Source organism: Bradyrhizobium sp. ORS 278, assembly GCF_000026145.1.
Taxonomy (GTDB): Bacteria; Pseudomonadota; Alphaproteobacteria; order Rhizobiales; family Xanthobacteraceae; genus Bradyrhizobium.
Genome location: NC_009445.1, coordinates 5112983 through 5126667, shown reverse-complemented (window position 1 = coordinate 5126667; position 13685 = coordinate 5112983). Strand labels below are relative to the sequence as shown.

14 protein-coding genes are annotated in these 13685 nt (G+C 67.3%); 7 read left to right on the top strand and 7 right to left on the bottom strand.

The window, feature by feature from the left end:
- The first annotated feature begins 755 nt into the window (after window positions 1–755).
- A complete protein-coding gene (locus BRADO_RS22935; protein ID WP_009030550.1) occupies window positions 756–1145 on the top strand; it encodes a DUF1236 domain-containing protein in 390 nt (129 codons plus the stop codon).
- A 57-nt stretch (window positions 1146–1202) separates the two neighbouring features.
- Here BRADO_RS22935 and BRADO_RS22930 read toward each other — a convergent pair whose 3' ends face one another.
- From BRADO_RS22930 to BRADO_RS22920, 3 genes are all read right to left on the bottom strand, one after another.
- Window positions 1203–1556 (bottom strand): VanZ family protein, encoded by a 354-nt coding sequence (locus BRADO_RS22930; protein WP_041756815.1) that lies wholly within the window; start codon window positions 1554–1556, stop codon window positions 1203–1205.
- 168 nt (window positions 1557–1724) lie between these two features.
- Entirely contained in the window at window positions 1725–2324 is a 600-nt protein-coding gene (locus BRADO_RS22925; protein WP_011927735.1) for a thiamine pyrophosphate-dependent enzyme, read from the bottom strand.
- On the bottom strand, window positions 2321–2869 hold the full coding sequence (locus BRADO_RS22920; protein WP_011927734.1) for a thiamine pyrophosphate-binding protein: 549 nt from the start codon (window positions 2867–2869) through the stop codon (window positions 2321–2323). Before BRADO_RS22920 ends, BRADO_RS22925 begins: the two co-directional genes overlap by 4 nt.
- Before the next feature lie 140 nt (window positions 2870–3009).
- Here BRADO_RS22920 and BRADO_RS22915 point away from each other — a divergent pair, with 140 nt between their 5' ends.
- Window positions 3010–4059, top strand: coding sequence for a hydroxyacid dehydrogenase (locus BRADO_RS22915; RefSeq protein WP_011927733.1), 1050 nt, complete (start codon window positions 3010–3012; stop codon window positions 4057–4059).
- Between the two features lie 430 nt (window positions 4060–4489).
- On the top strand, window positions 4490–4702 hold the full coding sequence (locus tag BRADO_RS22910) for a hypothetical protein (protein WP_011927732.1): 213 nt from the start codon (window positions 4490–4492) through the stop codon (window positions 4700–4702).
- A 1-nt stretch (window position 4703) separates the two neighbouring features.
- Here the strand turns inward: BRADO_RS22910 and BRADO_RS22905 are convergent, their stop codons facing one another.
- Both BRADO_RS22905 and BRADO_RS22900 read right to left on the bottom strand, forming a co-directional pair.
- On the bottom strand, window positions 4704–5276 hold the full coding sequence (locus tag BRADO_RS22905; RefSeq protein WP_011927731.1) for a GNAT family N-acetyltransferase: 573 nt from the start codon (window positions 5274–5276) through the stop codon (window positions 4704–4706).
- 7 nt (window positions 5277–5283) lie between these two features.
- Window positions 5284–7641: an Orn/Lys/Arg decarboxylase N-terminal domain-containing protein gene (locus BRADO_RS22900; RefSeq protein WP_011927730.1), complete on the bottom strand. Its 2358-nt coding sequence runs from the start codon at window positions 7639–7641 to the stop codon at window positions 5284–5286.
- 189 nt (window positions 7642–7830) lie between these two features.
- On the opposite strand from BRADO_RS22900, the gene cobT reads away from it, so the two are divergent.
- Genes cobT through cobS form a run of 3 tightly spaced genes read left to right on the top strand, consistent with a single transcriptional unit; the run spans window position 7831 to window position 10195 of the window.
- The gene (gene cobT / locus BRADO_RS22895; RefSeq protein WP_011927729.1) at window positions 7831–8886 is read left to right on the top strand and encodes a nicotinate-nucleotide--dimethylbenzimidazole phosphoribosyltransferase; all 1056 of its coding nucleotides are present in this window, start codon (window positions 7831–7833) and stop codon (window positions 8884–8886) included.
- Window positions 8886–9479 carry a histidine phosphatase family protein gene (locus BRADO_RS22890; protein WP_011927728.1) on the top strand — a complete coding sequence of 198 codons (594 nt, stop codon included), beginning with the start codon at window positions 8886–8888 and terminating at the stop codon, window positions 9477–9479. The genes cobT and BRADO_RS22890 overlap by 1 nt, the downstream gene beginning before the upstream one ends.
- Complete coding sequence (gene cobS / locus BRADO_RS22885; protein ID WP_011927727.1) at window positions 9476–10195, top strand: adenosylcobinamide-GDP ribazoletransferase; 720 nt, start codon at window positions 9476–9478, stop codon at window positions 10193–10195. Before BRADO_RS22890 ends, cobS begins: the two co-directional genes overlap by 4 nt.
- Here cobS and cobD read toward each other — a convergent pair.
- Window positions 10192–11214, bottom strand: a complete 1023-nt coding sequence (gene cobD / locus BRADO_RS22880; RefSeq protein ID WP_011927726.1) for a threonine-phosphate decarboxylase CobD — start codon at window positions 11212–11214, stop codon at window positions 10192–10194. The genes cobS and cobD overlap by 4 nt on opposite strands.
- A 22-nt stretch (window positions 11215–11236) precedes the next feature.
- On the opposite strand from cobD, the gene cbiB reads away from it, so the two are divergent.
- Window positions 11237–12208, top strand: coding sequence for an adenosylcobinamide-phosphate synthase CbiB (gene cbiB, locus BRADO_RS22875; RefSeq protein ID WP_011927725.1), 972 nt, complete (start codon window positions 11237–11239; stop codon window positions 12206–12208).
- Here the strand turns inward: cbiB and BRADO_RS22870 are convergent.
- Window positions 12195–13682, bottom strand: coding sequence for a cobyric acid synthase (locus BRADO_RS22870; protein WP_011927724.1), 1488 nt, complete (start codon window positions 13680–13682; stop codon window positions 12195–12197). The two genes, cbiB and BRADO_RS22870, sit on opposite strands and share 14 nt — an antisense overlap.
- Window positions 13683–13685 lie beyond the last annotated feature (3 nt).

Below are 13685 nucleotides of genomic sequence, written 5' to 3'. Positions count from 1 at the left end.
TCGGTCGAGGTCATTCCGGCGACGCGTCGACACCTCGTGGCGGCGGGCTGAATTTGCAAGCTTGATCAAACATCTTCCGCATCATACCGGGGAGCGCGAAGAAAAGACTTTCGCTTTTACAGAAATAATGCATGATGCGCGCATCCTGTTCCGCCGAGAGGGGCGTAGCGCGCGATCGTCACGACACGTGGGGCAGGGATGCGGTGGCCGTGAGACGTTGCAGCATGTGCTTGCACATGTGGACGAACGACGCATCACGGACGCGAAGTCGTGTGGTCCTGGCCTCCCGGTGCCGAGGTCAAGCGCGTGACGAGGCTTTTGGTCTCGCACGATGTGACGGGGTCAATCAGCCGGTCCCCGAGGAGAGCGCGAAGGAAGCGTTAAGACCGCCGCGCAGGGAATGCCGGTTGACCGGCTGAACCTGTGGTACCTGCCGCCTGCATTCTTGTTCGCAGGCGGGCCATGGGTTGCGGCCAGCACCCGGCATTCCCTGCGCCCTCTCGAGTCATCGAAGGGCCGATCGATCGCAACACTCGGGCGTGATCCGCCGCGGGAGAGCGAACGCGCGCGCGTTGTTTGAAGCGTGGATAGCAATGAGCGCTCTCGCCGGCTTCGGCGCAGAGCGGGTCATGCAGCGTTTCCCTGCGCGAGATTCGTTCCCCCACGGCTCATGAAGTTTCGGCCATTTGGAACCGGAACCGCAGGCGATCTCCCGGTGTTGAGCGGGCACCTTGAAACCACTGGAGGAGAGATTGATGAGGACCCGTCTTGCCGTTTCGCTGATCGCCACTTCGCTGCTGGCGTCCACCGCTGCCTTTGCGCAGTCCACCACTGTCGAAGGCGCGGCCAATGGCGCGGCCGCCGGCGGCGCTGTCGCCGGTCCGGTCGGCGCGATGGTCGGTGGCACCGTCGGTGCGGCCGTTGGCGCCGGCCTGGAGATCCCGAATGCGGTGATCAACTCGATCGATGCCGAGCGTGCGCCGTCCGTCGTGGTGCGCGAGCGCGTCGTTGTCGGCGAGCCGCTGCCGGATACGGTCGAGCTGCGGCCGGTGCCGCGCTACACCGAGTACCGCTATGCCGTCGTGAACGATCGCCGCGTCATCGTCGATCCGCGCACCCGTCGCGTGATCAAGATCATCGAATGATCTGACAACCGTCACATCACGGGGCCTCGCCGCGTCAGCGGCGGGGCCCCGCTGCGTTCAGGTCGGTTGCGGGCCGAGCTGGCGCGCCAGCCAGTCGAGCCCGGCCGCAAGGCCGAAGCCGATGCAGGCGGCGGCGGCGTCGACGATGAAATCCTCGAGCCGCGCGTGCCGTCCCGGCGCCCAGAGCTGTGCCAGTTCCAGCAGGCCGATCAGGCCCACAGCCAGGGTCGCCACCGCGAGCCGGCGGGTGCGATAGGCAATGCCGAAGGCAAGGCCGACCAGGATGAAGGCCAGTGCATGCTCGCCATCCTGGCCAAGCTGGGAATGCGGACGAAAATTGGGAGGACCCAAGGTGGCGAAGGCTACGGCTGCAGCGAGCAGCCAGGCCGTGACACGAAATGCGATTCTCATAACCGGCTGCTTAGCATGATCTGGTCCGCGAACTCCGCTCACACCGGCTTGAGGCACAGGTGTAGTTAACGGTGCGGGTGATGAAGCACCTATCTAGCGTGATCAAGCGGGCTGCTTCATGACATTTCGTGGCCCCAGGCGGGGTAGCGCGCGGATGTCGCAGGATCTTCAAATCGGTATTCTGACGCCGAGGCCCTGCATGAAGCGCTCGCGGATCTGCGCCGGATCGCGGTGGGTGGCGCCGACGCCCGGTTTGTCGTCGATCTTGACCGCGATCAGCATCGGGCCTGGCAGCTCGAGCGCAGCATCGACCAGCCGTTCGAAGTCCGCCTCGTCGGCCGCCCAATGGCTGGACACGATGCCGCAGCCAGCAGCAATGGCGACGATATCGGCCTGCTTGGCCGGTGTCGGCTGGCTGCCGGTGATCTGGTAGATGCCGTTGTCCATCACGATGATAGTCAGGTTGCTCAGCGCCAGCGACGCGATCGTGGTCAGGCAGCCCAATTGCATCAGCAGCGAGCCGTCGCCTTCGAGCGCGAACACGCGGCGCTGCGGCTGCGCCAGCGCGACGCCGAGCGCGATCGGGCAGGCCAGTCCCATGCTGCCGAGCATGTAGAAGTTCTGCGGCCGCGGGCCCGCCGCCCACAGATCGAAATTGGTGTTGCCGATGCCGCCGATCACGGCCTCCTCGCGCGTCAGCTTGGCGACCAGCCGGCAGGTGAGATCGTGGCGGTTCATGATCTTGGTGTTGCTGATGGCGGCGGTCATGCGAACACCTTTCCGCCCGTGAGCAGCGGCGACAGGATCAGCGCCACCGGGGCCTGCGTCGCCACCGCCTGTTTGATCGAGCGGTCGACGATGAATTCGAGCTCGTCGAGCCGGGTCATGGTGTGATGCTCCATCGCCAGCGCATCGAGCACCGGCCGCATCGTCCGGCACACCAGCGACTGGCCGTAGTTGAACTCGCCGAGCGTACCGCGCTCGGAGACCAGCATGATCAGCGGGATCTGGCAGGGCACGACCAGCGAGGCGAGCACGTTCGGCAGCGTCGCGAAGCCGGAGGTCTGCATCAGCAGCGCGCCGCGCCGGCCGCCCATCCAGGCCCCGGTCAGGATGCCGACTGCTTCCTCCTCGCGCGCGGTCGCGAAGGTGGTGAAGAACGGATCGTCGTGCAGGCTTTGGATCAGTGGCGTCAGGACACGGTCGGGAACATAGGGGACGAGCGAGACCTCGTTGCGCTTGAAGGCGCGCAGGATGATCTCGGGCCAGCCGTGTCCGGATGATGCGCGCGCCGCATCGGCGTCAGTGGCCATGGGTTCCTCCCGTGCTTGATCCGGCGGCGTGTCGGCCCGAGCTTGACGGCGCGGGATCGATTGTCAACATGCCGGCCCGGCCGGTCAGGCAACCGCCGTTCGTGTCGACAAGCAGCAAAAAACCAGGAGGTCGCCCGGCCATGGCCGCGAATTCCAAGCGCGTGTTCTACGTCAAATATCTCGCCCATCCGATCTTCAGCGAGCTGCTGGCGGCGCGCCCCGACGTCCGGCTCGACCGGCTGGAGAACGAGAGTGCCGAGGCCGACACGGCGCCTATCCTCGCGGCGGCCCATGCCTACCAGATCGGCGCGGCCCGCGACGAGCTCGCCCCGCGCTTTCATGTCGATGCGTACCTGCTGCGCCGCGCGCCGAACCTCTTGATCGTCTCGAGCAACGGCGCCGGCTACGATCCGGTCGATGTCGAGGCCTGCACGGCAGCCGGCGTCCTGGTCGTCAACCAGTCCGGCGGCAACGCCCATTCGGTCGCCGAGCACACGCTCGGCATGATGCTGACGCTGTCCAAGCGCATCATCCAGTCCGACCGCAGGCTGCGCCGCGATCGCGACGTCAACCGCAACGACCTGATCGGCAACGAGGTGCAGGGCCGCACCGTCGGCATCGTCGGTCTCGGCAATGTCGGCCGCAGGGTGGCCGAGCTGTGCCGCGGCCTGCTGGGCATGACGGTGCTGGCCTATGATCCGTATCTCTCGGCCGAGGAGATCGCCGCGCGTGGTGCGGAGAAGGTGGAGTTGGATGATCTGATGCGGCGCGCCGACTTTGTCTCGGTCAACTGCCCGCTGACCCGGGAAAGCCGGGGCATGATCGGCGCGGCAGAGTTCGCGCTGATGCAGCCGAGCGCCTATTTCGTCACCACCGCGCGCGGCTTCATCCATGACGAGGACGCGCTGCTGGCGGCCCTGGCCGAGCGGCGCATCGCCGGGGCCGGGCTCGACGTCTGGTCCAAGGAGCCGCCGCCGCCGGACCATCCGCTGCTGCAGCTCGACAATGTCCTGGCGAGCCCGCATACGGCGGGCGTGACCCGCGAGGCGCGGCAGAACATGGGCCGGATCGCCGCCGAGCAGCTGCTCGCCGCGCTCGACGGCAGCCGGCCGCCGCGGCTGATCAACCCCGAGGCGTGGCCGCGCTACAGCGCCCGGTTCCGCGAGGCGTTCGGAGTGACGCCGGAGTAGCTGGGAAGGGTCCAACGCGAGGAGAAGATTTCATGCGTCGCCGGCTGCAGCGCAGCAATGAATCTTCTCTCCGGAGCGGTCGAGGCGAAGCGGATATTGCTATTTCCGACGCCGTCTCGACAGCCGGCCGGCCGCCCATCACTTTCCCTGAAGCGTCATGAGCTTGAGCCTGATCTTTCGCTCGGCACAGAAGGGAAATGGATCCGATGCGCCAGCTGAACGCCATCCTGAAGTCCGCTCCCGGCCGCGTGCGGCGCGCAGTCTCCCGGTTCGTCGCGATCGCCGCCGCGAGCCTGCCCTCGGTCGGCGCCTGAGCCGGTTCCATCAGCCGCATCAAATATTTGCATCGGCCGCTTGATATCGGTCAACAGCCGGCGTCCAAGCGCGGTAACATCAGCTTCGAGCACTGCTTCAAGGGCAGGGAGGTTGCATGTCGCGCTATGTCATCCACTTCATGAAGGACGTTCTGGGCGAGAACGGCCGCCAGTGCGAAATCTGCCAGAGCACGCTGGAGGTTGAGGCCGACAGCGAAGGCGAGGCGGCAGAGATTGCCAAGCAGGAGTTCTGCAAGACGCAGAATTTGCACGACTGGTCGCTGCATGCCGACCGGATGCAGGTGAAGGCGGCCGACTTCCCGTCGTGACTCAGCGGCCGGGCGTGGCGGGCGCTTCGGCGGCGCCGGGGCCGAGCGAGCGCTGAACCATCACGGTGTCCGACCAGCGGCCGTAGCGGTAGGCGACGCCGGGCAGCAGGCCGACCCGGACGAAGCCGAAGCGCTCGTGGATGCCGAGCGAAGCGGTGTTGTCGGCATCGATATAGCCGATCATCTGCCGATAGCCGGCGGCGGCGGAGGCATCGATCAAGGCCTGCATCAGGAGCCGGCCGACGCCGCGGCCGAGATGCTCGTGATGGACGTAGATCGAGTGCTTGACCGCAAAGCGATAGGCCGGCCGCTTCCGGAACTGGACCACATAGGCATAGCCCACGACCTCGCCGCGAAACGTCGCGACGAGATGCGGCAAGCGGTGGTTGCGCAGATTCTTGCGCCGCTGCTTCAGATCATCCGGCTCCGGCGCGCCGGTATTGGCGGCGCTGTCCTCGACCCCGCGGCGGATGTGCCGGCGGTAGATCGCGAGCATCGCCTCGACGTCCTCGTCACGGGACGGGCGGACGAGGACTTGCGGTTCGGTCTCGAGCGCCGCGATCGGGGTGTCCATGGTCAGATTACTCTGCGCAGACATAGGTATAGAGCCGGATCCGGCCAGACTCGTCGATCTCCTTATACAATCCCTGAATCTCGACGTCGAAGCCGGGGAATGTGTTGAACGCCCGCTCGAACATCTTGAGGTAATCGATCATCGGCTTGGCGCGATCGGACAACCGCTCTCCAGGGACGATCGTGGCGATGCCCGGCGGATAAACCACGAAGGGGGTGGTCGCGATGCGGCCGGCGATCTGGTCGATCGGCAGGTAGTCGACCTCGTTGCGCATCAGCGCGCGGGCCGCCTCGCGCGGCGACAGCGCGATCTCGGGCAGATGCTGCGGCTGAAACTGCTTCGCCTGCAGCGCGCTGACCTCGGCCTCGCGGTAGAAGCGGTGCATCTCGCCGCAGAGGTCGCGCAGCCGGGTCTTGCCGTAGCGCGCGAAGCGCTTGCGGGTGAACTCGGGGATGGCGTCGTCGAGCAGCACGTTGTCGTCATGCAGCCGCTTGAAGGCGACGAGCCCGCTAATCAAAGTGCCGGCCTTGCTGGCCTCGACGCCGGGAGTGAGCAGGAAGAGCAGCGAGTTGAGGTCGTTCTTCTCGGCGACGATGCGATTCTCGCGCAGATATTGCGCCACGACCGGCGCCGGTATGCCGTGCTCGGCATAGCCGCCGGTGGAACGGTCGAAACCGGGGGTGAGCAGGGTCAGCTTGTTCGGATCGGTCATGGCGAAGCCGGGCGCGAGGTCCGGGAAGCCGTGCCAGGCCTCGCCTGGCGCGAGCTGCCAGAGCGTGGCGTCGGTCGCGAGCTGGTCGGTCGAGATCGCCTCCCAAGCGACGTCGTGGCGGCCGCCGGGACTCGCGGCATCGGGGATCGACACCCGGTCCGGCACGAACGGCTCGAAGAACCAGCGCCGCGCCGGATCCTTCTCCTTCTCGTCGAACTCGCGGCGCATCGCCCGGATCTTCTTGCGCAATTCGATCCCGAGCCGGATCGTGTCGTCCCACAGCACCTCGCCCGAGCGGCCCTTCATCATCTGCGCGCCGACATCGAGCGAGGCGAACAGCGGATAGAAGGGCGAGGTCGAGGCGTGCTGCATGAAGCTCTCGTTGAAGCGGCGATGCTCGACCCGGCGGCGCTGGCCCTTGATGTGGCGGTCCTTGATGTGGATCTGCGAGGCCTGCGAGAAGCTCGCGAGCTGCTTGTGGGTCGACTGCGTCGCGATAATTCCGGGGGCGTCCGGCCCGAGCTCGGAGAGGCCCATCGCGAAGCGGCCGGCATAGAGCGGGTGAAACTTCATGAAGCCGGCCCAGGCCTCGTCGAACATGATGTAGTCGCAGAGGTGGCCGATGCGCTTGAGGATCATCTCGGCGCTGTGGATGGTGCCGTCGTAAGTACACTCCTCGACGACGGCGACGCGGAACGGCCGCTCCTTGCGCCAGGCATCGGGGTCCTTGACGAGCGGATTGTTGCGGATCTGCTGCCGCAGGTGCTCCTCGTCGAGGAGGTCCCAGCGCATTGGCCCGATCAGGCCCCAGGCGTTGCGGACGGTGGGCACATAGACCGGGATTCCGCCGGAGATCAGCAGGGCTCCGTGATGGGCGGCCTTGTGGTTGTTGCGGTCGAAAAGCACAAGGTCGCCGTCGGTGACCAGCGCCCCCAGCACGACCTTGTTGGAGGTCGAGGTGCCGTTGAGCACGAAATAGGTCTTCTCGGCGCCGAAGATCTGAGCCGCCTCCTTCTGCGCGCGCAGCGCCGGCCCTTCATGGGTGAGGAGATCGCCGAGGTCGAGCACGGAATTGTCGAGGTCGTCGCGGAACACCGCCTCGCCCAAATGCTCGACGAAGATCCGCCCGATCGGGCTGCGGCTGTAGAATACGCCGCCATTGTGCCCGGGACAGGTCCAGAGCTGGTTGCCTTCCTCGGCATAGTCGACCAGCGTGCCGAAGAACGGCGTCTTGAGCGTCTCGGCATATTGCTTGAGCCGGCTGATCAAATTCTTGGCGATGAACGCCGGCGTCTCCTCGGAGAGGAAGACATAGCCGTCGATGAAGTCGAGCACCTCGACCGGCAGATCCTCGAACCGCTTGCGCCGGATCAGGAGGATGATCGGGAAGTCCAGGCCGCGGCGGCGCATCAGGTTGATCAGCGACGCCGTCTTGCCCTCCAGCCCCTTCTTGCCCCAGTCCACCACCATGCAGCCGATCGCCGCATCCGTCTGCACCGCGATCTCGGCATCCTCCAGCTTGCGGGCGCGGACGACCTCGAAGCCCGAGCGCTGGATCTCCTCGATGATCTGGTTGAAGCGGACGCCGGCCAGGTCGTCGGTTTCGAAGACGGGCGCGGCGAACAGGAAGGTGAAGCGGCGGAAGTAATCCATGGGCATCTTTCGGGCTGGGTAGGGCAGCCACCTGTCGGATGGTTCGATGACAGTTGGATGACAAAGTGGGCCGTGGAGGAATGCCGGTGCCGGCTGTTTCACGTCCTGCACCTGACGCACGGCGGCGCTTGTCCTGGCCGTGATACGGTGGCAATCGTCCGGCACCGAGCAACGCCAAAAGGACAGATCGTGCTCCCTGACTGGATCAATTCGGAGTGTCCGGCGCCATCCGGGGCGCACCGCGAATCGGCCTTGGCGCGCCAGGCGCAACTGACCAAGCCGCTCGGTGCGCTGGGACGGCTGGAGGAGGTCGCGGTCGAACTGGCGGCGCTGCAGGCCGCCGAGAAGCCTGCGGCTGAGCGTGTCCCGGTGGTGCTGTTCGCCGGCGACCATGGGATCGCGGCCCAGGGGGTCTCGGCCTATCCGCCGGAAGTGACGGTGCAGATGCTGCACAATTTCGCCGGCGGCGGCGCGGCGATCGCGGTGCTGGCGCACAGCCTGGGATGTCCGCTTGAGGTGGTCGACGTGGGCACGCTGGCGGATGGTCAGATGCGCGGCGTGGTCGTCGACAAGCCGCGGCGCGGCACGCGCGATTTCAGCGTGGAGCAGGCGTTGACGCCGGCGGACGTGGCCTTTGTCTCGGAGGCGGGGCTACGGGCCGTCGCACGCCAGGCCGACCACGCGCCTGACCTCGTGATCTTCGGCGAGATGGGCATCGGCAACACGACCTCAGCGGCGGCGATCGCGGCTGCGCTGCTGGCGTGCGCGCCCGCCGACATCGTCGGTAGTGGCACAGGGCTTGATGCCGAGGGGCGAGCCCGAAAGGCAAAGGTCATCGAGGACGCGTTGACGCGCCATGGCCTGACCGCGGCGACGCCTGTTGCGGAGGTGCTGGCGGCCGTCGGCGGCCTGGAGATCATCGCGATGGCCGGGGCGATCGTCGCCGCCGCACAGCGGAGCTGGCCGGTCCTGGTCGACGGCTTCATCGTCTCGGTCGCGGCGCTGGTGGCGACGAGGCTCAATCCGTCGTGCCGGCCCTGGCTGCTGTTCTCGCACCGCTCGGCCGAGCGCGGCCATGCCGTGGTGCTCGACGCCCTTGGTGCCCGTCCGCTAATCGATCTCGATCTCCGGCTCGGCGAGGCCTCGGGCGCTGCGACGGCGCTACCGATCCTGAGGCTCGCCTGCGCGCTTCACAACGGCATGGCCACCTTCGCGGAGGCGGCTGTCTCGGGACGCGAGGCCTGATGCGGCTCGACCTGCTGCGGCATGGCACCACCGGGCGCAACGGCCATCTCGACGGCCGCACCGATCCCCCGCTGAGCGAGGCGGGTTGGGAGCAATTCCGGCGGCAGACTCGAAGCGGGGAATGGAGCCGGGTCGTGAGTTCCCCATTGATGCGAGCGCGGGCGGCGGCGGACGAATATGCCCGACAGGCCGGCTGCGCGCTGCAGGTTGATCCAGATTGGAGCGAACTGCATTTCGGACAATGGGACGGGCGCAAGCGCAGCGACATCGTGAGTGAACCGGAGCAGGCCGCCTTGCTCGATGCCTTCTACGCGGATCCCTTGGTCGCCGCACCCGGCGGCGAGAGCTGGGCCGATCTGCAAGTACGGGTGTCGCGCGCCGTGGATCGCATCCTCGCGACGGCGGAGCCTGCGGCGGTTCTGGTCGTCACGCATGGCGGCGCGATCCGCGCTGCGCTGTCGCATCTGCTCGGCTGGCCCTTGCCTCAACTCTGGAGCTTGCGCATTCATCCCGGCACCCGTCTGACGCTCGAGGCTGGGCACGGCCCGGATGGCGCGCCGTGGGCCGAAATCGTCGAGATCATCCAGCCATGAGCCTGCGTGAATTCTGGATCGCTCTGCAGTTCCTGACGCGTCTGCCGACACCGCGTGTGGCGGAGTCCCGGCCCGACGATCTCGCGCGGGCGTCGGTATGGTTTCCTGCCGTGGGGCTGGTGATCGGCGCCTGTCTTTCTGTCATCGCCCGGGTGTTTCAAAGCGCTGATCCGTGGATCGTCGCGCTCGCCGTCCTGATCGCCTGGATCTGGATCACCGGCGCGCTGCATCTCGACGGGCTCGGCGATGTTGCCGATGCGTTCGGTGCCTCGCATGGCAAGCCTGAACGCTTCGTCGCGGTGCTCGGCGACCCCCATGCCGGCAGCTTCGCCGTGGTGGCGATCGCCTTACAGATTGCTGCGAAGCTGGTGCTGATCGCAGAGTTGGCCACGGGGCCGACGGCCTGGGCGCTCGTGCTGATCCCGGCCTGGGCGCGGTTGGGCACACTGGTCTGCACCAAGACGCTGCTGTCGCTGAAGCCGGGGCTCGGTGCGAGCGTTGCGAACAGCGTCGGCTGGAACTGGATTGTCGGATGGGGCGGCGTTCTCGCCATCGGCGCGCTCGCCGGTGCAGTCCCGACTTTGATAGCCATCGTGCTGATTCCGGTCATTGCCTTCTACTGGCAATGGCGGCTCGGCGGCATCACCGGCGACTGTCATGGCGCCAGCATCGAGGTGACGGAGACGCTGCTGCTCGCAGCTTGCGTGCTCGGCTAGCCGGCAAGCGCCTGCGTGAGCCGCTGCCACTGAGCTTCATCGCCCGGCAGGCCGAAACGCAGCCAGCTCGGTTGCCCCGGGAAGCGGCGGACGTGAATGCCGTGACGCGCGAGGCGCTCGGCGATGTCGGACCCGCTGACCGATGCGATCAGCCGGAACAGCGGCGTGCCGCCGATCGCCGTGCATCCGGCGTCGGATAGAAGCGCATCGATGCGCGCGCAATCATGCACCAGGCGCGCGCGTGTCTGGTGCAGCCAGGCGTCGTCGCTTAGTGCGGCCGTTCCGATGGCGAGCGCTGGACCCGAGACCGCCCACGGCCCGAGCTCGTCCCGGATGTGCCCGATGATGTCGTCCGGGCCGATCGCAAAGCCGAGGCGTATACCGGCAAGCCCGTAGACCTTGCCGAACGAGCGCAGCACGATCGTGGCCGGCGGCAGATCGGCCGCAAGGCTTGCTTCGTGCGGATACAGATCGGCAAAGGCTTCGTCGACGACCAGCAGGCCGTCGCGCCGGCGCAGGGTCGACGCCAGGCGGCCCAGCGCATCGAGCGGCTGCAGGCGGCCGGTCGGATTGTTGGGATTCACGATCACTGCAACATCGGCCGCGGCGAGCGCATCGAGATCATCGACCAATTCGACCCGATGGCCGGCGCGGCGCCAGCACAGCGCGTGCTCCTCATAGGTGGGCGCGAGCACGGCGACGTGCGATCGCGGGCGCAGCCGCGGCATGATCTGCAGCAGCGCCTGAGTGCCCGGCGCGGCAATGATCATCTCGCCCGCTACGCCGTAGCGCGCCGCGGCCACAGACTGCAGCGCGCGCTGCTCGGCCTTGCTCGGCAGGCGCGCCCAGCTTGCCGGCGGGAGCTCGGGCAGAGGATAGGGGACGGGATTGATGCCGGTCGACAGGTCGATCCAGGGCTGTGGCGCATCCGGGTAGCGGCGGCTGATCGCGTCGAGATCGCCGCCGTGAACGATGGCTTCCGGCTGATCCACGCGCGTGCTAGTCGCTCTGTCGTCCATGTCCATCCCTTAGCGGAGATCGATGTTCGTCTCACTCGCGCTCACGGCGCTCCTCTTCGAGGCGGCGGTCGGCTATCCCCAAATGCTGGTGCAGCGGATCGGTCATCCCGTGATGTGGATGGGCGCGCTGATAGCATGGGCTGATGATCGCTGGAACAGGGCAGGCAACAGCTTCGCGCTGCGCCAGGCGTTCGGCGTCGCGCTCGTCGTCCTGCTCGTGGCCGGAATGGCGGCCGTCGGCGGGGTTGCGACCTGGCTGCTGGCGGCGGCTCTCGGCGACATCGCCGCGACGCTCATTCTCGGCGTGGCGGCGAGCAGCCTGCTGGCGCAGCGCAGTCTCGACACGCATGTCGCAGCCGTCGCGGAGGGATTGGAGACGAGCGGGCTCGAGGGTGGCCGTCGCGCCGTGGCGATGATCGTCGGGCGCGATCCCGAGCGGCTCGACGAAGCCGGCGTGTCGCGCGCGGCGATCGAAAGTCTCGCCGAGAATTTCTCCGACGGTGTCGTGGCGCCATTGTTCTGGCTGTTCATGGGCGGGCTTCCCGGCGTCCTGATCTACAAGGCGGTGAACACCGCCGACAGCATGATCGGCCATCTCTCCGATCGCCACCGCGCGTTCGGCTGGGCGGCGGCGCGGCTCGATGATCTGATCAACCTGCCGGCCTCGCGCCTATCCGCCGTGTGGATTGCAGCAGCTGCGCGCGTGGTTCCCGGTGCATCCTCTTCGTCGGCGCTGCATGCCGTGGCGCGCGATGCTTCGAACCATCGCTCGCCCAATGCCGGCTGGCCGGAGGCCGCGATGGCCGGCGCGTTGGGGCTGCGTCTGGCCGGGCCGCGCGTCTATCACGGGCACCTCGTCACAGATGCCTGGATGGGCGACGGACGCGCCGATCTGAACGCCTCCGATATCCGTCGCGCCCTCCAGCTCTACCGGTTCGCTTGTGTGATCCAGGCGCTGTTCGTTGCGATCATCTTCCTCGTCAAGGTGCTGTAGGACGCGGCGTCGGCCTACGCGCCAGCGCAAGAATTCCGCTGACGTTGACGTGGCGCTCGAGATGCGCCGCAAGCCCATCCAGGGTCGCCTCGACATCGCTCTCGTAGGCCAGCCCGGTCGTGACGGCCCCGAGACGACCGAGCCAATGCGCGCGAAGGCCGTCATCGGCGAACAGGCCGTGCACATAGCAACCGGCGATCTGCCCCTCGCGCGCGACCGCGCCATCGCTTCGGCCATCGGCGAAGGTGAGAAACGGAGCTCGAGCGGTCGGCCCGTCGGTGCGGCCGATATGCATCTCGTAGCCGCGGAACGGGATCTGATCCTCGGTGAGCGCGCCGTGAACCTCGCGCAACGCCTTGTCGTCGGTGAGGGTCGTCTCGACGTCGAGCAGGCCAAGCCCCGCGACGGAACCGGGTGCGCCTTCATGGCCGTCGGGATCGCTGATTTTTCGTCCGAGCATCTGGTAGCCACCGCAGATGCCGAGCACGCGGCCGCCGCGGCGCAGATGTGCCGAGAGATCGATGTCCCAGCCGGTCTCGCGCAAGGCCTGGAGATCGGCGATGGTGGCCTTCGACCCCGGCAGGATCGCCACGGCCGCATCGCCTGGGATCGGCGTACCCGGCCGCAGAAACTGCAGATCGATCCCATCTTCGAGCCGCAACGGGTCGAACTCGTCGAAATTGGAGATGCGGGGATAGGCGAGCACGACGACCTTCGGGCGTTGTCCGCCTGCAGCGCCATGTCCGGGCAGGCCGAGTGCATCCTCCGCCGGCAGCCGGCGCGCATCCGAAAAATGCGGAATGAGCCCGAGCGATGCCCAGCCGGTCCGTGCCGCGATCTCGTTCATGCCCGCTGCGAACAGCGCCGGATCGCCGCGAAATCGGTTGACCAAAAAGCCTGCGACGAGGGCGGCATCGTCCGGCGCGAGAACCGCCTTGGTGCCGACGAGGCTCGCAATGACACCGCCGCGATCGATGTCGCCGATGATCACGACCGGAGTCTGCGTCGCCTGCGCGAAGCCCATGTTGGCGATGTCGCCCGCGCGAAGGTTGATCTCCGATGCCGAGCCCGCGCCTTCGACCAGCACGATGTCTGCGTCGGCGGCGAGGCGATGGAAGCTCTCCAACACGGCCGCCATCAGCTGCGGCTTCATCGCCTGATAGGCCGACGCCTTGGCGTTGCCGATCACGCGTCCCTGCACCACGACCTGCGAGCCGACCTCGCTCTGCGGCTTCAACAGCACCGGGTTCATGTGCACCGTCATCGGCCGGCGCGCCGCCCGCGCCTGCAGCGCCTGGGCGCGGCCGATCTCGCCGCCGTCCGCGGTGACGGCGGCGTTGTTCGACATGTTCTGCGGCTTGAACGGCGCGACCGTCAGCCCGCGCAGAGTCAGCGCGCGCGCGAGTCCGGCGACCATCAGCGATTTGCCGACGTCGGAACCGGTGCCCTGGAACATGATCGCGCGCGCAGCCATGGA